This is a genomic window from Bradyrhizobium sp. IC4060 (assembly GCF_020193715.1).
Classification (GTDB): domain Bacteria; phylum Pseudomonadota; class Alphaproteobacteria; order Rhizobiales; family Xanthobacteraceae; genus Bradyrhizobium; species Bradyrhizobium yuanmingense.
The window spans coordinates 13,095-35,192 of the sequence record NZ_JADYVJ010000003.1 but is presented as its reverse complement, the minus strand read 5'-3'; the positions used below and the strand labels follow the sequence as shown (position 1 = coordinate 35,192).

Below are 22,098 nucleotides of genomic sequence, written 5' to 3'. Positions count from 1 at the left end.
TCTGCGTGCGCGGCCCACGCGGGATGCCACGGCCGCGCATCTTCCGAGATCCAAGCGCTCCACTCTTTTGGCGTTCAAGAAAACTGGAGTAAGAAAATGCATCTGGCAGGTCTTTCCGCAGGCAAGGCGTTCATCCGGGAGGTCGCAAGAACAGGTCAGACCATTGGCACGGTACACACTCTGGGCGCCCTGCATCTTGGGCATGCAGAACTGATCAGAAGAGCGGCCTTGGAGAATGACGTCGCGATTGTCACGGTGTACCCGAACAAGATCCAGCTTAGACCAGGCGGGAGCTACGATTTCAATTTGGATGATGATATTGGACTTGCCCTGCGTTCGGGAGCGACTGCCGTGATTTCCTCGAGCGACACCGAAATGTTTCCGCCTGGCTATCGAACGTTCGTATCGCAAGGTGACTATCATTTGCGTTTAGATGGGCCTGAGGCGTGCTTGAAGGAAGCCGTAACCGGTGCGGTCCGCTGGATCTGCTATGCGCGGCCAACTCGCAGCTACTTCGGCCTGAAAGATATCGGTCAGGCGATCCTGGTGAAGCGCGCCGTTGCAGACCTCCTTCTCGATTGCGAGATAAGGTTTGTGCCGACCGTGAGATACAAGAATGGAGTGCCGATTTCGTCGCGCTTAAGGCGATTTAGCCGGTCTGAGCTTGATGAGCTGTCGTGCCTCTTCACGGCACTCAACCATTTGAGGGAAGAGATCGTCCGAGGAGCGTCGAGCGTCAAGGACCTTGTAGCGTCGGCTGCATCTCACATAAAGTTCCGACGGTTTAAATTCGATTATCTTCGGATTGTCGGCGCTGACAGCTTCGAAGATCTAGAGCAGGTCAAGCTCCCTTTCATCATTATTGGCGCGGCAACGGCTCACGGCCTGAGGGTTTTCGATAGTATCTATGTTCCAGATCAGGATACCCTCCTAAATGGTGCTCCGGATCTCTGGATCGATCTGCCTAAGCACTCGTAGCTAGACCATTATTCACCGCATGGCCTTCACGGAACTAGTACACTGGCCTGGCATGGAAACAGCATGCAAAAAGAAATCTGAGCTGATCGGTTGGCGCGCTAAGATTTCCCCGACATTCACTGAGTGCGAAGTCTAACCAGCAGGCATCCCAGACTACCACCCGCTCGGGGGCCCAGCGCACCACAGCTGACACGGTCGTTACCAAACATATTTGCTCTACTCGACATTTCTGCGAGGGTGACATGTTTGATGTCTATTCGCAATAACAAGCGGGACTTCCTCGTCATAAGCAACGCTTCTGCGATACCCGCACTTTACTCTTCAAATAGATGGCGCAAGAGCAGAACTAGAGTTCTCAAAGTCAGCGACGAGATAAAGTCGGCCGTTCAGCGACAGGGGTATTACGTTCGTAGCTTTCGAGTTGGCAAAAGGGAAATGATCTAGGGCTTGAACCAATAACGCAATGTCGGCTGACGAGGGCCAAGCGGAAGACATCTGCTCGGGTTGAGGTTGCCGGTTTCAGCCCAAAGCGGACACGTCGGAAGGAAGGCGCATCTGTCGGCAACGCCTAAGCATAAACTCGGCTCCGAAGCGGTGCTGACTGGATGGTCAATACTTTGCGCCTAGAGACGAAGTGTTACTATGGAGATTGGCACTATGAGTCCCATGACTGCTATTTCCTGGAGGTGCAGCCTACAAACATCATCGCGGGTCCGTGACTTATTTCAGCGTCTGAGAGACTCTTTGTGCTTCCGCCGGATCAAGCACGGGAGCGCAGCTATGCCGATCTCGCGCCTGATTTCCGGCATCAATTTCGCTCGTGACCAACAACACCTTTTCGAGTCTGGCTTGAACTGCGCTCTTAGGAAGCTTGGCTTGGTCGAGTCGATCATGGCGATCCAAACTGCGACTGATCGCAAAAGAGTGATTGAGGTTCATAGTCCTGGAGTGACTGACGCTATTGCTGTGGGCGAGATGGCGGTTCGCGAGATCAATCTGTCCAAAGAAGGAAGCATGCTAGGCGGGCGGTGTCGGTATGTCTTTTCGGCGTTGATCGGCAAGATGAAGAGGATGTCCACTCATCCGTCTCGCTGTCTAGGCTCTGACCGGGCTTACGCTAGTCCCGCTCGTGCTCGTCAACTCAATCTCCGCGAGGCGATCGGCTTGCTCTTTGGTCAAATTGACCGCCCAATTAATCCCAACCAGAGCCGGCCCCTTCCGTTGTCGATCCCATCCAGCCCTTAGGCCCCTGAGGACCCAAAAATCGGCGCGGTGAGAACGTCTTGTCGCGCACCGTCATGGTAGATCCGCACTTTTATCATCTGATCATCACCTGATCGTTACCCGAGTTCGCTCAAGACAACGCGCCTCCGTAACTCGTGCGCGGCAGCTTTCAAATCGCAGACTCCGATCAGACCGATCTGCCTCAAGCTCACGAGAGCAAGCAAGTCACACAGCTCGACACAAAGCCCAGCTCCCAATATGGCTATGGCGCGTTGCTCCTCCGCATCGAGATCAACCCGTGAATTGCTTTCCAGATGCGTTCCGGTTTCTCAAGAGCCAAACCCATGCCTGATGTGCCGGAGCATAGCGATCGCCGCGTCGGTGTACCGACCGTGCGTGAGGTATTGATCCAGTTGCGCTGTGAAAATCAGCGCCGCAACTGCCACCGTGAAGCCCTTGAACATTGGGCCTCTCCTGAAAGAGACCGCCAACCGGGCGTGTCGGAAAATCTGACGTTCTCAGATTGGCTGCCGCCTATGGCGACCTAATATGGAAATGCTGACAGTGAGTGGTAACTACTCTCTTAACGGGCGCGGTGGACGGGTACCCCGAAGCCGCTAGACCCGGTACCGGATGACCCACTCACGATTTCGAACCGGCGGGCTGAAAAGAAGATAGGCTGCATGATCCTTGGCGCCACGAAGCGGACCAAGCGGAGACCGCGTTCCGTATACGCGATCGGGCCATAGGCGGATACGCTGCGTGAATGAAAGAGGCGCCAATCGAGATGGCCTCTTGTCGCATGAGAAAATTGCGCTGCTCAGAACGACAAGAGCGCTATCGCTGCGAGCACCGTGTTGAGAGCGCCAACGGCGATGATGGCCGCCGTAACGATCCGGTCATGGCTCATCACTTCCTCCACTACTAAAGAGAGGATATCTTAACACAGCTATCTAGGCGGGAAAAGCTCTGGACTTGATCATGCGGCGGGAGATCTCAGCGAATCGGCGCATTTGAGCGCCGGTCTCACTCTGACGTGCTGTTCGCACATTTGCCTCGGGCGGGCTGCCCCAGGTTTTGCTGCTCGACCTGACGCGAAGGCGTTCGGCTTCGGCGACTAGTCGGGACGGCGCTCCGTCATGCGCGGTCGCTCCGATTTGCCCCGCCTCCCACGTTTCTCGACCGAAACGGTTCCTGCAGCGTTTCGGTGCAAGGCTTCAGCCTCCATTTTACAGTGTCCGAGCCTTCCAGGCCGGACACCGCATCAGGTTTGAAGCCTCTCCGGCGCTCACCTTGCAGACCTGCGGACCTTACCTGCACCTGCTCGCGTCCGCATTTCAGAGCCTCCTCGCACCCCCTCTTTCTCAGGTTACCCCACAGGACACCCCAATCCGGGAACTACTATCCAAGCGATGGAAAGATTGCCACCTTCAGCTTCGCCGCTTTGGGGTGCCTCGGCCAAAATCACCAGATGGGCGGCAGACTGCCGAGCCGCCTCAATTGGTCTCCCTGGACCGAAACGACAGTGAGAGGCAAAATGGCTGGCTACCTTGGGAGTGTGTATTCGATTGGATGTTGTCCTTTCGCACAGCCCTCGTCCAACTCGTGGTGGCAGCTCTCAGTGATTGAGTAGATCAGGTCGGAAAGTCAATGCGATCCTTACTGCCCGACGTGGTAGGGCTAGGCCAGCCGAGCTTTGAGATAGTCTGGTCGGGCGGCCCGTCGCAGCCAAACGCTCACGGCAGCTCGAAACGGTCAATCGTGACCTTAGATCTGTAGCCTCTCGGGAGCAAAATCTGCGGAGACGATCATGAGCAGGCGATCAGAAGATTATAAAGCAGATGACATTATTCCGCTGAGCGAGCTGGATGTAAGCGAAGGCAGGCGCTTTCAAGACGACAGCATATGGGGTTTCTTTGACCGGCTGCGAAGAGAAGATCCCGTTCACTACTGCAAAGACAGCCCTCATGGTCCATATTGGTCTGTGACGAAGTATCGGGACATCGTAGCGGTAGACACAAACCACAAAGCATTCTCATCAAAGCAAGGTGTCACTATTGTTGACGTGCCTGATAAGCACTGGACCCAGAGTTTCATCAAGATGGGGCCTCCCAAGCACGCCGAGCAGCGCAATACCGTGAGCCCGATCGTCGGACCGGAAAGCCTGACGAAGCTCGAAACCTTGATCCGCTCTCGGGTCAGGGCGATTCTCGATGGCTTGCCGCGCAATGAAGCCTTCAATTGGGTAGACATGGTCTCGATAGAGTTGACGACGCAAATGCTCGCCACGCTCTTCGACTTTCCATTTGAGGATCGGCGACTACTGACCTATTGGTCAGACGTAGCTGTTACAACTCCGAAAGCAGGCCATACGATCGACAGCTGGGACAAGCGAAGCACAATCTTGTCAGAATGTCTGGACTATTTCACAAAGCTTTGGAATGAGCGCATTAATGCGGAGCCGCGCCTCGACCTGATTTCCTTGATGGCGCATTCGCCCGCCACACGCCATATGAAGCCGAGTGAGTTTCTCGGGAATCTGATTCTGCTGATCGTGGGGGGAAATGATACGACGCGCAACTCGATTACCGGCGGCCTCCTGTTCATGAGCCAGTACCCCTCCGAACTGCGAAAATTAGCCGACAATCCCAAGCTGGTCTCGAGCGCCGTGTCCGAGATTATCCGATACCAGACACCGATCGCGCATATGCGCCGCACTGCCGCGGTCGACAGCATCGTAGGCGGGAAACAGATCCGGAAAGGCGACAAGGTCGTCATGTGGTACATCTCCGGCAACAGAGACGAAGAGATCATTGAGAACGCCAACAGTTTCGTGATCGACCGGAAGAATGTGCGGCAGCACCTCTCGTTCGGATTCGGAATCCATCGCTGTCTTGGTCGACATCTTGCCGAACTGCAGTTGAGAGTCCTCTGGGAAGAGATCTTGGATGCGAGACTGGAGATCGAGGTCGTCGGCGAACCCGAGCGAATTGCATCTAACTTCGTGCACGGCTATTCGGCTCTCCCCGTGCGGATTGAAGCGTAGGCCTGGTCGCGCCAGTCCCCGGCCGCCGGTGCGCGGTCAGGTTGGATTGATCTGAACTATCTTGTTCAATCTGCGCAGATGGCTCGATCGACGCGAAGCATTTGTAGTGGGCAACTACTGATCGACCGGGAAGACGTTTGAAGTCCCCGTGAGAAGCGACATGTCAGGCGCGCGTCTCGACTTGCAAACGCCTGAGATGCCGAAAGGGCCCTCAACGGCAACTCCGATGCCGCCTGTTCGGGTTGCCTTGTATAGCCGGAACGTGGAGGCCGATGAATTGATGCTGAAGATTGTAGCGGGTTGCAGCGATTTTCCTTGGAGAAGCGATTTGGATATTCCCCGAGTTGATTACCTCAAGCTCCCTGGGGAAGACCGGCAGTAATTTGGCAATGCCTGTGGCCGATGTTTCTCCTGATATCCTTCGGTGGCATCTACCTCATTTTCAGATAAGCGCTCGCCACATGCATATGAAGAATATCTGGATCATTGCCGCGAAATACTGGGAGCTATTCTGGTAGTGGAGCCGATACTCACCTTTCTGCTCTTTAGAGACGTGCGGACACCCAATTCGCTGGTCGGGGTGACGCTCGGTGTGCTCGGTACGCTTGCTGCCACATTTCTATTTAACCGGCCTGGGCGGCGGCCCGGCTTTTGCGAGATATAGTTTGAGGGAGTTGCGCAACCTCGATTCTGCTCAGTTCCGACGGGCAAAATGTCGTTGCTGATGGCCTCCGACGTCTCGGCACACCCGTCGATGGCTGGTGACTTGGTAAACTCTTCGGTCGAAGTCTGTTTAGTGGATAGCGGGACGCGTGCGTTGCGAGCGAAGGTCTGCCGATCGACATACACTGGCCAGTTCTGCTTGGCCAAAAATCGCCGTTCAAGAGGCGAGCGCGTTCCTGGCTGCTCTCTAGCGTTTGACTTGGCCCAGCTCGCGTGCATAGAGCCAAGGCGTTCGGGTAGGGACTATTCCGTCGGTAGGGCAGGTCGGACGCCGGTCACGTCTCAGCTGATCACACCGGCACTGATGCGGCTAGTTCAGCAACGCGACCAAGCTGCGTGGAACTCAAGGCGAGGTCTTATTTCTTGTGCATCCCGATGAATGGCTCTTGGTCAGCTAGTCGTCAGCTAGGCGGCCTATCCAGACAGGCTGCGCACTCTCGACTATTCGGAGATGAAGTATGAAAGGTATTGGCCGAGCTGATTCATCACAGGGTGAGGCGGCGGGAGCCGACAGCGCCGGGGAATTGAGCCGTTCGAGCCTGGAGCCTGGTCTCTTCCCTGGGGAACGCGGTCAATCCTTCGATGCCGTCCTGGAGCGGATGCGCTCCGGGCCTCAAGACAGAACTGCGGCTTCAGATATGGCGGCGCCAACGCGCAACGAGATCAAGGCCGCAAAGCGAAATTTAGACAGCCTGCTTGAGAAGTTTGAAACTTGCCGTCGAGCGGCCATGCAACGCTGCAACTCGGAAAAGGCGCAAGAGCTGATCGATCGAGTGGTCGAAGCAGGCTCAACAGTTCTGGAGTATTACGCGAATCTGCCTTCCAATTTGGCGCGTCGTATCCTGCCCGACGATCAGGCTCGCCGGCTCCGCGACAACACGCTGGATGCGGGCAAACAATGTAACGAAGTAACCACCGAGATTCTGTACCCACTTGAGAACAGGAGAAAGAAAGCAAAAGCCCTGCTCGACGAGGTCAAAGACACCGCTCCGCCCGACCAGCTGAGCCGCGTCGTTGCGGGCGTCGCGAACCAGTATGCTGCCTGCATGGACTTGTGGGGAAAGAAGGCGTTGCGCTTCGAGCGGATGCAGTCAGTCTGTGCGGCTACTGCCCACTTGCCAAGCAGCACGCCCGAGATGCGCAAGACCGAAGAGGGCCAACTCAGGCTCAATACGGGCTGGGTGCTCAATACCAGGTGCATGTATCTGCAATCGCGCATCGCTCTCGCGCAGCTCTTGATTGAGTCGCGAGCGAGCACGTTAGCACCGGACGTGCGAGCCGCCCTCATGGACGAGAGCGGGCGGGTGCGTCTGCTCGGGACCTTTGTTGAAGATGTTTTTCCGGCATTTATTTCGACGGGCGAGGCCGTTCGCGGAGGAACGGTGCTCGACGCCGAGCACCGCGCCGTTCTGGAAGGAGTGATGGAACGGCTTTCGGAATTTGCATCCCAACTGAGGGCCATGCTTGAGCCCCTGAGGGAGGCTGGAACGGAAGCTGACCTTCCTTTGCAGTTGCTTGGCGAGATCGTGGACGGAGCGTGGGTGACGGCGAACGACGTCATGCGGCTGCTGGCATTGCAGCCAAAGACGGAAGTGACGATTGAACCGCCGGCTGGGGCTGCGCTTCCTGAAAACAGTGGCCTGGTGGGTGAAGGCACTCCAGCGCGCAGAAAGGGCAAAGCAAAGCGCGGAGCAGCCGCGGGCGAGGGGAGTTCGACGGCCAGCCCGCCCGCGCCGCAACTGGGAAGGTCCGATGCCGCCGCGGCCGCGACGGGCAAGGTCATCGTGCTCTCGGATCTCGGTACAAAAAAACTCGCCACGCCGGAGGAGGCAGCTGCGTCATCCTCTGCGACCGATCACCTCCAGATGTGGCAGGCTCCGCCCTCCAGGAAGGCACTGCCGGGATTACTTGAGCGATTGGACGAGCTGCTGCAGTTCGATCTGCGGGCTCAGCAAAGCGCCGTCTCGCAAGCGCGCCAGATGAAGCCCGACGACGCCGAACATGTCCTGAATCGCGTGGTCAAGCGCTTGCAGACGCAGTCCTCCGAGATTGAGGCCTGTGTAGCCGCGCTGGAGGAGCCTCGCCGACGGGGCCTGCTCACCGCTGCGCAGGTGCCCGAAGTGCACGAAAAGATAGTCCGGCTTCAAAGGATGGGGTCCGAGGTTCAGGGGCAGGCAAAGTCATTGAGCGCGCGAAAGGCAGCAATCACGAGCGATTGCATGAAGACCTATGCGTTTCCATCGCAGAAATACCTTGCACAGTTACGGGCAGCGGGGGAACTGGCGTCAGTGGATCCACCTCGCGCCTTGAAGGGAGAGCCAGGGACGCTGTTTGAAATCAAGCTACAGCCCATGGCGCTGAGCAATGGCGCGACGCCAAGGCCGATGTGGGTACACATCCACACCAAGCGGCCGGTACATGCCTGGCAATTGGCAACGCTGGGCGATCGCGAATTCGCCGCTTGCCACGTCAAGTCTGACGAACAGCGCGGCTACAATCAGCACTGGCAGAACGCTCGAGCCGCCGAGGGGCACGAGAACGTCGTGATCCACCGAGGCAAGCTCACTCCCGCGTTCTGTAGGTCCTTGTTGAGCACCGCCGCTGGCCAGCCATGGCAGCCCCTTCCCGACCCGGAGCACGCTTCGGCTCAGATGGCTCGACTGGGGATCTAGTGAGCTGGTTGTCTTGCGCCGGTGAGCCGTTCGGCGTCAGAGTTCATGCCTTTCGGACCGGCTCGGCGGATTGCCTGAGCTGCGCCGAGCCTCGTCGAACTCCAGCTTACACAAGGATGGAGCCGGGGAGAGAACACTTCTTACGGGAGGGGTATCGGCTGGCGATCCGGAGGATTGTCGGTCGTCGTACAAGCAAGCTGCCATTCCCTGCCCTGGCGAACATCGGCGCTCGGGCGAGAAGCTGGGCCGCTGACTATTGCAGGCGGGAGATATACCAGATGCTGGCGGCGATAAGCCCGGTCACAGTGCTTTCACCTGCCTGCCCGCGGCGAACTGGCGCGCAAACTCTTCGGGCGAGCTTCAACAGGATCGCGGATGGTCCGTACGGGAGCTGAGCGTCCCGGCCGCTTTGACGAATCAAACCGGGCGGTGCACAACAACGCCGCCTGTTTGCTACTCTAGCATCAGGCTACGACGGCCCCAGCATCACGCCTCCTTGGCCCCCAAAAGATGCTGGGGCTTGTCGTTCTTCGTTGAGCGTCTCAATCCGAGTAAGTCGGAGCTTCTTCGTTTCAACTGCAATGGCGCCGGGCGCCGCGGAGACGATTTCAATACACCGGCGTATGGTTAGTCATTTCCCCGCTTTTTTCAGTCGTCGCCACGAGCGAGCAACGGTGGCATCGCCGGAAGAGCATGCTCCGCCGCAAGATCAGCTTGGTGGACTGTTCATTGAGTCATGGCGCGAGCTCACGACAGCAATCCGTATGACTAGTTTGATCGATCTTTTACAGCTCGATTCCGTGCGGCCCTAAGCACCCGGTGCATCACTTCGCTTTTGATCGCGCAGGCGATCTCGTTGACGTTGAGGTCCGAGCGACCGCTGGGCCTCGGCATCGCCCGTCAGACCCGCTTCGGCCCCGTTGGTTCAGCCGAATTGAAACTCCTCGCCCATCGCATCGATGAGCCGATCGTCCATTGCTGCGTACTTATCCATTCGGTCGATAGATCTGATCAAGAAAATCAATTTTACCGCTTGCAGCGTCGTCAGATAGACCGTCGAGAGCGGCTGGGGCTAACCTAGGGAAGCGATGTCTCGAATGAAAAAGTCTGTGTTAGTGACCGCGAGCGCCCTCGCGCTTGCAACGGCGGTGGTGCCTCCTTTTGCTGCAAACGTTGCCGCGCAGCCGGTTGCGGCGAGTGCGCCGGTAGCCGATACATCATATCCAGAGTGCGTGGATGACCCGTTGAATGGCATCTGCGATCTGTTTTTTTGCTTGACGGATCCCTCGTGCGTCCGGCACTGACAACGGGAAACATATCAAGCAGAGAATGAGGGGCGACCCTCGTGCGGCCGCTGCTCCGACAGCGGCCGCATCCTTATGCTGTATGGTTGCGCTGGCAGATGGCGCAAGCCGCACGTTCTCGTTCTCTAAAGGATGATCATAGTGACGGCTCACTTACACCCCGTCGGTGACGTCCGCCAATCGCGCAACTGCCGCATCGGCGAAGATCGGGTAAACGGGAACAAGTCATTTCAGACGGAGACGCTGCGCACCGACAGGAGCTCCTGCTCGATGTAAAGCTGCTCCAATTTTTCAAGATAGATTGCTTTTACGTGCTGGCCCCATAGCCGTCCTCCGGCTTTTTCGCATTTCGGACATCATAGATGTCATCCTCACCTGTTCGGGTATGCCTAGGGCAGCGGTCGTGGCGTTACGGCCGTTCGTCTATGGTCGGGCACATAATTGAGTGGCGCCGTCTCCGGCATCATAAGCATGGCACAAAGTGCGGCCGCGCCCGCGAAAAGCATGTACCAGGCGGGCACGAGTGCACTCCCGGTAAGGTGGATGAGCCAAGTGACGATCGGTTGAGCTGTGCCTCCAAAAATGGCTATCGCAAAAGCGTAGATCGTTGCGAACGCGCGACCACGAATGTACTTGGGCAAACCTTCGGCCATGCTCACGTAGAAGGCGCTATACGGAATCGTTCCGATCAGGGTGAGGACGCCGAGACCTCCTAGAAGTGCGAAGGCACTGCGGCTCTCTGCAATCCACAAGAATACCGGATAGGTCATCAGCAATGCAGTGACCTGCGGCCATATCATGATACGCCGACGGCCTACGCGGTCGGCGAGCAGGCCGCCCAACAGTGCTGCAGAAATTCCGACCGTGTTGCTGATGAGCGTAGTAGCAAAGGCGAGAGGCGTGGAAACACGGAGGGTGTTCAACGCGTAGGTCGTCATATATCCCGTAACATAAGTCGTGATCGTGCAGCTGGCCAAGATGACAAATCCCAAGCTCATGATGCGGCGATCGGTAGGCCGTCGCCCCTCAGGCTGGGTGACAGGAACCGGCGCCTCGGGGCGGTGCAGCGTTTCGGGCAGGACGCTCCGCAACCAAAATCCAAACGGCAACGTGGCCGCGCCGAGCAACAGCGCGACCCGCCATCCGTACGCATTGAGCGCTTCGCTTGTCATGGTGAGCGAGAGTATTTCTCCAACCAACGCTCCGGCCGTCGCAGCTACCTGTTGGCTCGCGGGCTGAAAGGAGACCGCAAGACCGCGGGCTTTGGTGGGGGCCGCTTCCATCAAGTAGGCTGTCGTTGGACCGACTTCACCTCCGAGAGCAAAGCCCTGCAGCAAGCGTGCGAAAATGGCTAGCAACGGAGCGGCAAGTCCTATTGCCTCGTACGATGGCGTGATCGCCAATAACAGGACCGCGGCGCTCATCATGGCAAAGCTGGCGGTCATCGCGGGTCGGCGGCCGGCCCGATCCGAATACGAGCCGAGCACGATGGCTCCGATCGGCCTAGTCACAAAACCTGCGCCGAAGGTTCCGAGTGACAGCATGAGGCTGACGAACTGGTCAGTTGCCGGGAAGAACGCCTGACCGATCTGTATTGCGAAAAAGCTATAGGTCCCGAAGTCGTAGAATTCGATAATGTTGCCGATGGTTGCGCCCAACACCGCGCGGCGTGTCAAGCGTTCGTCTGCCGGACCGAGGACCGGCTCCATCCTCTCTGGAGTAAATTGCCTCGCCATCCTCGACCTGATCTGAAGCGCGATCCATGGCCCGAACATTTCGACCAGACAGGTCGCGCAAAGTTGCATTCCACTTGCCCGAGCACGTCCTCACGGCCATGGCCTGTTCACATGTAGGCTGAAGCGTGTCACGAGGGACCTCACGGTAACCTCTGCAATAAAAATGCCCGCCTTTCGTGGCCCATTTTACCCTTGATCTGATGGCTGGCCCTGCCCGCAAGACAAATATGAGAACCTGCTATAGTTATCGGGCACCCAGACATTGCGCTGCTTTGGCGAGTTTGGGACAAATTGGCGGGCGCCGAACACGATCGGCGATGTCTCGCGCCCTTTCAGCCTCGGCCAGGTTGCGTCCGCTCCGTGAGGCGTCAGCGGGCTACGCCCTTCGTGGCCAAGCCGATTGCCGCCGCTCAGCGCCTGCGGCGGTCTCTCGCGCGCCGGGCAAGATCCACCAGTCATCGGTGCTCCACCTTTGTGTCGCGGCCGGGTCCCCTCTAGCGGGCGAACCGGCTGCTCACGGGTCGCTCGCGTCTGGCGACCGCCAAGACCCAGGTCGTCCGTCATAAGGTGCGTTCGGCGCTGCCCGCCCGCGCATGTTGGCTATCTCCTGCGCGAGGGCCTCACCCGGGACTGGGAGAAGGCCCGGCTATTTGGCCCAACGGCGACGAGGCCGATCTCAAGTCGTTCGGTGAGCGCTGCCAAAGGTTCAGGGGGCGTACATCTTGGTCAACCACTTAGAGAGCTGTTAAGGCAAACCAGCGACGCATACCCAGGAGTTACCGTTCGTGCGCCCGCAACGGGCGAGCACGAATGTGCCCTACGGTTCTTCGCCAACGGACGCTTGGAGGAAGCGGACATTTCAGCGGCGACCTCGCCACCGCGCGCACGAATTACGACGATTTTCCTTATTCAGGACACCAGTGAATTCTCTTTCCAACGCCCTGACACGAGTGCCATCTGCATGACGCAGAGCGTCCATAGCAGCCGGGACAAAGTTGGCGGTTTCTATTGCCTCACCTGGGGATGTAACGTTCCGCTTGCCCGATGTAGCTCCGGCTGTCAGTCCGAGGTTGTATCATGGCGCGCAGGGTTCGAGGCGCTGGGGACTTCGCGGAGTACCCGCTACACGCAGCGGCAGTCCCCGGATCACCGGCACCGAGCACCCTTAGCCGTGCGCGGGAGGATCGTCTCGGCTGCTTTTGCGTCTCAGCGATTTCGTTCTCTCAGGTAAACACTTCGCTCCGCGCTTGCCGGACTCTCACGTAGGTCTCGCTTTCGTCTGTTCTCGCGCTGGCGCGGCTATCGCGGTCATTCTGGTTAGCGGCCCCGAGCATAGGCTCGAAGCGTCCGCCAGAACGACGGGTCGCGGGCAGAGGTCGAAATGCACATGTTCGGTGCAAGACTGGGTCTGGCCGCGGTCCGCATCACCTGGACCTCCTAACCAGCTTTACGCCCAGGTGAACGCAATGCACGACGCAGACCCACGCGCCGACTGCGAGGCCAGGCGGAATGAGACTTGGCTCGGAGATGATCGCATCAGACGTGGCAGATGCGGCTGCGGGTTTGTCTCCTTCTTCGACCTTGTCAGCTTCTCGAAAGCCAGCCTCTTTAACATTCGACCTTGGCCCCTCGATGACGAAGCCAGCCATCTCTGAATTCGTGACGAACTCAGCTCATTCCCTGGGGGAGATCTTCAAGAGGCCGTTGTTCTCACAACAGAAAGGAGAGCTTTATGGATCCGAACCCGATCGACAATGCCCGTTCCCCGGAATCGCCAACAGCGCACGTCTGGACACAGGAAGATCATGATTTGTTCAGTCAGATCATGAATGAAGCTGGTCCGTCATCACCTGCCGCACCTGAGGAAGCGGTAGATGTCACATTCGCCGCTCCACAGAGATTTTTACACGGTTCGCAAATCGCCCCTGACGCGATGGTTGAGAGGCTGTTCCACCACGGTCTCTTGCCGGACTCGGACCAGCCGACGATGACCTATGAAATCCAAGGTCACCGCTACACGGCCGGTTTGGATGAGTCCAATCGCGTTCGTCTTGTTCATAACCCTGCGGAGGACCAAGTGGTTGGGGTCGGCCGGGCGGGGGTACCGGACTTCGGAGCCTTCTTCGCGGAGAAATGGCACTACGGAATGCCGCTCGCACAGCAATGGGCCACACCTGCCCTAATGGAGAAGCTGCGCCACGACGGTTTTATGCCGACCGCAGATAACTCCACCACGATCCTACTTAACGGACGGGCCTACAAAGCCGAATTAGCCGAAGGAGGGTTCGTTAGGCTTACACGGGAGACAACCCCGCTGTGAACCGATCGCGCGTGGCTGGAGGCCTGCGATCACTTCGGTTGTCCTTAGCTGGAGAGACATTCGTCCAATAGTGGATTATTCGCGCAGCCAGTGGGTACGCATCCTCGGGCCCACTGGCAGCCCACGAGATGAACAGTCATCCTGGACGTTTCGTCCGCGTGGCGCCGGCCTCAGTCCCCCCTGCCATATTGCCTGGGTATTGCCTCATCTGAGGATGTTAGTTTCGCTTGATCGATGTAGCTCTGGCTATCGGCCAGTCCGGGATTGCACCATGCCGCGCAGGATCGGAAGTTTCTGGAGACGCGCGGAATGCCCATTACGCGCGGCCAGCGCCGCAGCTTTAGCCGTGCGGGATGATCGTCTCGGCTGCTTTGCCTCTGAGCAATCCCAACAAGCTCTGCAGGATGGTGTCAGGATGGTGTGGTGCAGGCCGAACGGTTCGGGGCGTTGCTTCGCGAGGCAACCGAGAATTGCATGCGCGGTCAGACGGAGCTCGGCCGCAAGCCAGCGCTCGATGTCGGCTGGGTCCGCGCAAGTTGGGTAGCGAAACCGCTGACCTGGAGGGGTTACTCGGAAACAGCGTAGGCCCTGCCGATGCGAGCCTAGATAGCCTCGGCGGACGCGCGAGGTATTCTCAAGGAGCTGCCAGCAAAAGTCGCATAGCCGCAACCACTGTCGCAAGTGGCTTCGCGTAGCGGTGGGATCGCGTAAGCGCATTTGTCGGTCGGGAGTCCGGCCAATTGGGCACTACCAGACCTGGGCGTTTTGCAAGCAGCACCTGCACCATAGGATTACGGCAAAGATCGCATGCATATGGGGTGTGCGCAAACAGCTTCGAAACGCGGAAAAGAACGCCATGGTGAACATCAATCTCAATTCCCAATCTCTTGCAGGTGCACGCGCCGGACAGCGGACCATCACCGCCCTAAAAGTCATTATATGGAGAGCGCTGGCCCGGAGACGCCGAGGTTTCCAGATGACACGCGGAATGAAGCCGATGGCGCGGATGGTCGCAGCAACGAGGCGCGCGATCGCCATGTACGATCTCGACCGGTGCTGCGCAATCTGGTGGCTCTATCGTCTCCATTTCGGATTCACCGGCGACGTGATGTTGGGGCTCGCCGCGGTCTCGGTTGCCCACGAGAGATCCCGCTGCGGAATTTAGAAATCGTGCATCGAGCGCATCCCAGCCCGGTCGCAATGGCGCGCGCAATCGGCTTTGAAGCGAGTTCGTCCGGCCCCCGAAATCGAGCTGTTATTAGTGGACGAGCTTTGGTTCGGGGGCAGAGTTGCGCCCGCCTCGTCCAAGGCGGGTGATATGCAATCGTAGCAACCCGGCGAACAGCGCGATCGCGACATGCCAATCCGCGGCGGCAATTGCGCCCCGAGGACTGGTCATCAGCAAACTTCAGAACGGCATCTCAGAATCTGAAGTCTGGAGCCTCTTAGTGAGGTTCTTAATTGAGCTTATAAGAGGCCTGAAAGAACGTACCCCAGCGTTCCATGCTGTACTTCGCAAGAATGCGCGGCTCACCGACGCAGCCGCTGCTGCTGCACAAAGAGCCGCTGTCCTTTTTGGTCCACATGGCCCAATAGCGGCCACCGACCCCGACACCGATGTTCTCGGTGAGGAAGTAGGACAACACGCCCTCAATCTGGACGCCGCCACCACCATTGCCGCGTTGTTCGTCAAAGGTGGTCTTGGGACGCAAGAGATGATAGTCGCGGCCTTTGAAATCGGTCCAGGGCAGGTAAGCGATATCAGCATTCAGGCGCCAGCGCTCGGTCAGCATGGTTTCGGCGCTCAGGCCGATTCGAGGCGCATTCCATTGAGTATCCTCACCGCCAATGATCCTGTTGTCGCCCGGCTTCAGACATCGATGCCACGGATTAACGAACTCAACGCAACCGATCGAGTCTGAGCTCTGGCTGTAATAGGCCCAGCCTATAAATCCGCCGACCTTGTAGTTCGTACTGCGCAGGAAATCGTAGCCGGCGTCGGCCGTGTAATATGCGAACCTTCCGTTTGACTGGCCTGAAAGGATGTTCTGGTAGGGGCGTCCCTTGTGGGGCAGCCAATCTTCATCGTTCATCTTGCCTTTGTTGAAGCCCCCAATGCCAAGGTTGCTCTTCAGGAACACTCCCCAGGGACTGTCAAAACGGCCGAATAACTCCCCAGAAAGTCCGTCCAGTCCATGATAAGTGAGCCTCGATACCAATATGCTGGGGTCTTCAGGCCAGCCGTACGGAACTGCGCTGTAATCCCACTGGAATCGTCCCCGGCTCAGCCAGAGCCGCGAGCCGCCTTCGAACGACCAGCCGGGCGCGTAGGAAATGGGTGGTACGCTATCGGCTGATTTCGCATACGGCGCATCGGACCTTGGTGCGGCCTCTGGGTCCACGCCAAAGTGGTAGTTCAGACCAACTCTTCCGATGTGATAGTTGCTGGACAGGCTGGTTGTGTTCGCCGGCAGAATCGCAGGCGGAGATAACTGCACTGTCGAAGCGGTGGCGACACTTGGTCCGCCGAAATGCAGATAGTCATACTCGACATTCACCGACCATGCAGGCGTAAGGGCTTGCTCGACACCGAGCCCAATGACGCTACCAACTCGGCCATAGTCGAAATGGGTTTTCCCCTGCGGCTGGCCCTCCCCTTCATAGTTGTTGACGACGTCGCCCCGATTGTTTTGCCAGGCTATGCCTGCCTTGAGATAGGCAAGCGTTTGCCCGAGCGCGCCGAAGGCGTAACCGACGCGACCGGTCCCGGTCGCAAAGAGGTTGGGACCTGCGTTGCAGTTTGCGCTTACAATCAAGTGGGAGGCGGCTAGGCAGGTGTTTGAGCCGTTGGCGGCAGCTGCGCTGGCATCCAGTTCGAGGCCGAACACCCAACTGTTGTTCTGCCAATTGTAGCCGATCTGGCCACCTGCGACGAACGATGGAATATCGAGGCTGCCGCCATAGAGCGACGGGCCAAAGGGATTGCTAAAGGAGGTTCGGCCGTACCCGCCGCCGGCGTGACCGCCAATGTAGCCTCCAGACCAGTTCCACACCGCCGGTGGCAGTACTTGTCGCTCGAGGTTCGCCATAGCTCTACCCGTTGTGACGAGCGCCATCGTCGTAGCACCCAAAAAGAGAAACCTTGATCGCATAATGATTGCCCTGCACTTTGCCGAGACGCGGTCCCGCTCGCTAAGTATCGCCGCACGGCAAATCGTCGTAGCGACCAGACACGTAATGACGCGCCGGGGCCGCTCCGAAGATCACCGCACTAACGATTGGTGATGATGTCCTGAACGAAGCAAGCCGCGTGCCTGACTAATTCGTATATTTTGCAGGAGTTTCCTAAGAGTGTGCCGCGTCAACTCTCTTACGTTGGTTTGAAGGCGGACAATTGAGCGTCGGTAGCACTGCATTCCGCGGCGAGGGTGGAAGGCGCGCGCATGTGCGACTTTCATCTTTTTTGATTGCAATGTGCGCGGACCTGTTCCGCTCTGACTGAACAGCGTCATTCAAAGTGCAGTGTTCTTTTCCAGCGCGAGCTGCCGTGATGGCCAGCGGCCGGTCGTTGCAAGTTTAGTTCGTGTTAGTTTTTGGGAGCGTGAGTGCGCGAGAAAGCGAGCTCGTGTCCGGACCACTTTAGCGCGCCCGTTGTCTTGCGGCTTTCGTCGCCTTCGCGGCGTCCTCGAACGCTTAGGGATAGTTGACCGGCGCGATATCCCTTCGCGCAAGGTTTGCGAGGTCCACATGCTCAAGGCAATTCATGCCCAGCAGAGTTGTGAATGGCCGAACGGAAGGAGCAAGCGACGTCGAAGATTTACGTACTGCGACGATGAGCAAGGTGGCCGCTGCGCAAGATGTCGTCGCCCTTACTAAGAACCGACTGTCGGCTTTGAGACGGACGTCCAAAGGTCCACACTTAAATGGGTTGGAAACGCCTGGAGAACCTCCCTTTTCAAGCGGCACGCTGCTTGCTCCATCAAAAAAGCCAGCGGACGAAATTCCCGTGTGCCTGCGCTTTGGAGCCGAGCATGCATCTTCCGAATGCTTCCACTCACCTAGCAAGACGTCCAAGTCCGGCTGGCCAACTTCAGGACAATTCCCATGAAAAACTCGCTTTTTCTCGCAGTGTCGCTATCCATGAGCTGTTTGATGGCCGCGGGACTTTCCCCGGCGCCAGCGCCTGCGAGCGGGGCTGAGGATCCTTTTCTTTGGCTTGAGGAGATCGAAGGGCCGCGCGCATTGGCTTGGGCTCACACCGAGAACGACAAGACACTCAGTGCGCTCCAATCTGATCCACGTTACCAGCGCTTCTACGGGGAAGCGCTCCACGTTCTTCAGGCCAAGGACCGGATTCCGTACGTCTCATTGGGACGGCGCGGTCTCGAAAATTTCTGGCAGGACGAGAACCAGGTGCGCGGCGTCTTGCGGCGTACGACGCTTGAAAGCTATCGCACCCAGAGCCCTCGATGGGAGACCATCCTCGACGTGGATGCTCTCGCTGACGCGGACAAGAAGAACTGGGTTCTTAAAGGGGTGAGCTGCCTCCCGCCCGAGGAGCGCCTATGCTTGCTCAACCTGTCCGAGGGCGGCAAGGACGCTGTGTTCGTCCGGGAGTTCGACGCAGTCGCCAAAACCTTCGTCACGAACGGCTTCGCACTTCCCGAGGGAAAACAGCAGGTCAGTTGGGTAAATAGCGACACGGTCCTGATTGCACGAGATTGGGGCGAAGGGACCATGACGCAAGCCGGTTACCCTTTCGTTGTGAAGGAGCTCAAGCGCGGTCAGTCGCTCGCGGCAGCGCACGAGGTCTTCCGTGGCGAGCCGACCGATGTCGAGGCCACACCATTCGTGCTGCGCGACAGTGAAGGCAGGATCCATGCGACCGGCGCCATCCGCAGCATCAGTTCGTTCGAGCATGAGTATGTTCTCTTTGGGTCCAAGCCGATTAAGCTCAATCTGCCAAAGAAGGCGACCATTGGGGGCATCGCGAGTGGTCGCCTGCTGGTGAGGCTAAACGAAGACTGGATGCCACCGTCCGGAGACACCCCCTTCTCAGCGGGCTCGATCATCTCGTATGACCTGGCCGAATGGAAGCAGGATCCGCTGCGCGCCGGACCCACGCTCGTTTTCAAGCCTGGGCCTCGACAAGCGCTCAGCGGATTCACCGCTACAAGAAACTTGTTAATCTTAACGATTCTGGACAATGTTCAGAGTAGGGCGTTCGTCTACAAGTACAATCAGGGCGCCTGGCAGGCCACGGCGATCCCGCTTCCCGAGAATGCGAATGTCCGCCTGGCTGCCGCATCGCATGAAACGGACGAGGCGATGTTCACCGTCTCCAGCTTTCTTAGCCCGACGATACTCTGGTACTTCGATGCCGCAACCGAACGCCTTGAGGCCCTGAAGACGACACCTCCTAGGTTCGACGCCTCGAGACTTGTCGTCGAACAGTTCGAGGCAATCTCGCGCGATGGCACCCGCATTCCTTACTTTCTGGTACGACCCAAGAGCGCAAGGTTTGACGGATCAACTCCAACGCTTCTCTCTGGCTATGGTGGGTTTCAGATTCCGCTCATCCCCTCTTACGCGGGTCTCACCGGACGACTCTGGCTCGAGCAGGGCAACGCGTATGTTGTCGCGAACCTGCGCGGCGGCGGTGAGTTCGGGCCCCAATGGCACCAGACTGCCCAAGGAGCAACGAAGCAGCGGACATGGGATGATTTTATCGCCGTCGCGGAGGACTTGATCCGGCGCAAAATCACTTCTCCCCGTCGGCTGGGCGTGGTCGGCGGTAGCCAAGGAGGCCTCCTGGTAGGTACCGCAATCACTCAACGACCCGACCTCTTCAATGCGGCCATCTTACAGGTTCCGCTGTTCGACATGGTTCGGTTCACCAAGCTGGGCGCCGGAGCCTCCTGGATCAGCGAGTATGGCGATCCCAGCATTCCCGAACAGCGCAAGTGGCTCGACGCCTACTCGCCCTATCAGAGGTTGGTGCCAGGCAAGACCTACCCGGCCCCCTTCATTCTCACGTCCACCAAAGACGACCGCGTGCATCCAGCGCATGGCCGCAAGGCAGCGGCGAGGCTCGCTGCGTTGGGCCAACCGTACCTCTACTATGAGAATACCGACGGGGGGCATAGCGCCGCCGCCAACCTAATTGAACAGGCACGCCAGATCGCTTTAGAATATACTTATGCATCCCGGCGGCTTGTCGATGAGTGAGGTCGAGGACTAAGATCTACTGGAAGGATGACGCTTGGCGCACGACGTTATCGGCAGCGGCGTCCGCAAGCCCGTCTTTGCTCATTCTCGGCGGGCTATGGTATCTTCCTGCGGATGAATCCGAGCGATCAGCTACGCCCTCAGTCTCGCCTATCAGTCCGGGTAGGCCACTCAGGGCCGATTTCTCGTTAATACCCAAGAGGCATTCCGGGTGAACAGCCCTCACGGCAAAGCCGGTGCGTTAGCCTCTCGATCTCCTGGCTAACTTCATTGGCAGTGCGGACGCGGATAGGGAAAGCGCCTTTCTCATCAAGTCGCCTCGATGGCGCCAAGTCGCATCCGCGCTGCGTTCCATCTATTGCTGACCGGCCTATATTGCTCAGTCGTGCGATGCTTTATTTCTCTCGCATCCCAGAGCCCACAATTTAAGTGTGCAATCATCATCTGGCCCGCTTTTCGTCATCCGCAGGATTCCCTGGTTGAAGGCTCGGAATTCCACAAATGCACTCCGACAATCGACGCGATAGGCGGAGTGCGACGAACATGGCAGTACAATATGCACGGCAGAGGGATGGGCGGGGCGCAAAGCACCGAATTCGCAATTTGACGACACAGGAGACCTGCACTGTAACGGGGCGGAGTATCTAAGATGGTGTGGTCCGCAACCGACAATGTCTCACTGATCAGCAGCCTGAACCGTCCGGGTAATCCTGAAGTCGTGACGACCGACAGCACAGAGAGTATGTCTGAGTGGTTGCAGGAATTTCCGTGGCGGATTGAGCGGGTGTTGATAGCCCACACATTATTGACCGACTGCGCACCCTGTCAGGTTGCGGTAAGCTATCACACATACAGAGTGCCTGAGGTTAGCGGGATGTGACAGGGACAGCGCTATCGCTCCAGATCGATCGGCGCCGAGTCACTTTTCCGCTAGTCTCAACGGCAGTGCGGATGTGGTAGGGACTAGTTGGCCTGGTTTCAGCCCCCGGGTCGGTTAGCACCGAGCCGCGCCCGCACTGTTTTACATCTTGCCCCCGACCAATCCCACTACTATCTTGACAAGCTTCGCAGGTACTCTGGCGAATGTCGGTACACCACCTGAAAAGGTGAGGGCCACGTACTTCCATTTCTGCCGCAGCGCGTGCAATGAGTGGCGTTGGACACTGCATGCCGCCACGAGAGCCGCCTGAACCGCGAGTTCGGCCGCTAGCGCTTCGGCGTTGAAGGCTATGCCATGGAAGAGTTGGTCGCGGAGCTTGGCGCGGCCTTCCTGTCCGCCGATCTCGGCCTAACACCGGAGGTGAGGAGGATCACGCCTCCTATATCGCCTCTTGAATCAAGGTGCTGAAGAACGGACGCGCGATCTTCACGACCTCGTCCAATGCCCAACGGACGGCGGAATTCCTGCATGGTTTTCGGGCCAAAAATTCCGTCGCGGCCTGAGCCGCGGCAGCAATCATCGAACTGGACCTCGTCATTTTAGCTCCAAATAGTTTGGGTCCAATGGACTCTGGACGAAGTCGTTGACTGGGCGTCATCCCACTTACAGCGGGGCGGAATTTTCGCACGGGTTTCACATAGATAGTTCGCTGCGGCTGCAAGCATCTTGATTGAGGATGCATGGGTTTGAAGCGCGAGGCCCGGTCTCAATCGCGGCGACCGTACCGACCGTGCGAGGTCAACGGCCCTGCTCACGCCTTTCATACCATGATGTCCGTAGATGCTGCGCGACGCTCGTCCCCCCCCCCCCCGACCATGGGTTGCGAGTCCGGCTTGTGTGCGAAAGGCTCGAGGGAGGCCGAGCCCGATGACTTCAAGTCCATTCCAACCGACATAGACCGCAACCACGTGCAGCAATCACGAACTG

The 22,098-nt window shown here is 58.2% G+C and carries 10 protein-coding genes and 2 pseudogenes; 10 read left to right on the top strand and 2 right to left on the bottom strand.

Annotation, left to right across the window (positions count from 1 at the left end; all coding sequences use genetic code 11):
- Window positions 1-96: 96 nt before the first annotated feature.
- The 6 genes and pseudogenes from I6F16_RS12050 (at window position 97) to I6F16_RS12025 (ending at window position 8,643) form a co-directional block, all read left to right on the top strand.
- A complete protein-coding gene (locus tag I6F16_RS12050) occupies window positions 97-978 on the top strand; it encodes a pantoate--beta-alanine ligase (protein ID WP_225173739.1) in 882 nt (293 codons plus the stop codon).
- 242 nt (window positions 979-1,220) lie between these two features.
- Window positions 1,221-1,422: pseudogene (locus tag I6F16_RS12045) on the top strand (hypothetical protein).
- 336 nt (window positions 1,423-1,758) lie between these two features.
- Entirely contained in the window at window positions 1,759-2,223 is a 465-nt protein-coding gene (locus I6F16_RS12040; protein ID WP_225173738.1) for a hypothetical protein, read from the top strand.
- 323 nt (window positions 2,224-2,546) lie between these two features.
- Complete coding sequence (locus tag I6F16_RS12035) at window positions 2,547-2,750, top strand: hypothetical protein (protein ID WP_157785210.1); 204 nt, start codon at window positions 2,547-2,549, stop codon at window positions 2,748-2,750.
- 1,262 nt (window positions 2,751-4,012) lie between these two features.
- On the top strand, window positions 4,013-5,248 hold the full coding sequence (locus I6F16_RS12030; protein WP_036014786.1) for a cytochrome P450: 1,236 nt from the start codon (window positions 4,013-4,015) through the stop codon (window positions 5,246-5,248).
- 1,181 nt (window positions 5,249-6,429) lie between these two features.
- Window positions 6,430-8,643, top strand: coding sequence for a hypothetical protein (locus tag I6F16_RS12025; protein WP_225173737.1), 2,214 nt, complete (start codon window positions 6,430-6,432; stop codon window positions 8,641-8,643).
- Between the two features lie 1,693 nt (window positions 8,644-10,336).
- Here the strand turns inward: I6F16_RS12025 and I6F16_RS12020 are convergent.
- Window positions 10,337-11,683 carry an MFS transporter gene (locus I6F16_RS12020; RefSeq protein WP_050991951.1) on the bottom strand — a complete coding sequence of 449 codons (1,347 nt, stop codon included), beginning with the start codon at window positions 11,681-11,683 and terminating at the stop codon, window positions 10,337-10,339.
- Between the two features lie 1,732 nt (window positions 11,684-13,415).
- Between I6F16_RS12020 and I6F16_RS12015 the strand changes: the two genes are divergently transcribed.
- Together I6F16_RS12015 and I6F16_RS12010 are read left to right on the top strand one after the other, a co-directional pair.
- Window positions 13,416-14,003, top strand: a complete 588-nt coding sequence (locus tag I6F16_RS12015) for a hypothetical protein (protein ID WP_036043214.1) — start codon at window positions 13,416-13,418, stop codon at window positions 14,001-14,003.
- A gap of 976 nt (window positions 14,004-14,979) precedes the next feature.
- Window positions 14,980-15,168 (top strand): hypothetical protein, encoded by a 189-nt coding sequence (locus I6F16_RS12010; RefSeq protein ID WP_225173736.1) that lies wholly within the window; start codon window positions 14,980-14,982, stop codon window positions 15,166-15,168.
- A 292-nt stretch (window positions 15,169-15,460) separates the two neighbouring features.
- Here the strand turns inward: I6F16_RS12010 and I6F16_RS12005 are convergent, their stop codons facing one another.
- A complete protein-coding gene (locus tag I6F16_RS12005; RefSeq protein ID WP_225173735.1) occupies window positions 15,461-17,092 on the bottom strand; it encodes an outer membrane beta-barrel protein in 1,632 nt (543 codons plus the stop codon).
- Window positions 17,093-18,107: 1,015 nt separating this feature from the next.
- On the opposite strand from I6F16_RS12005, the gene I6F16_RS12000 reads away from it, so the two are divergent.
- Both I6F16_RS12000 and I6F16_RS11995 read left to right on the top strand, forming a co-directional pair.
- Complete coding sequence (locus I6F16_RS12000) at window positions 18,108-20,231, top strand: prolyl oligopeptidase family serine peptidase (RefSeq protein WP_225173734.1); 2,124 nt, start codon at window positions 18,108-18,110, stop codon at window positions 20,229-20,231.
- A 1,171-nt stretch (window positions 20,232-21,402) separates the two neighbouring features.
- Window positions 21,403-21,674 (top strand): annotated as a pseudogene (locus I6F16_RS11995) (zincin-like metallopeptidase domain-containing protein); the annotation flags it as partial.
- Window positions 21,675-22,098 lie beyond the last annotated feature (424 nt).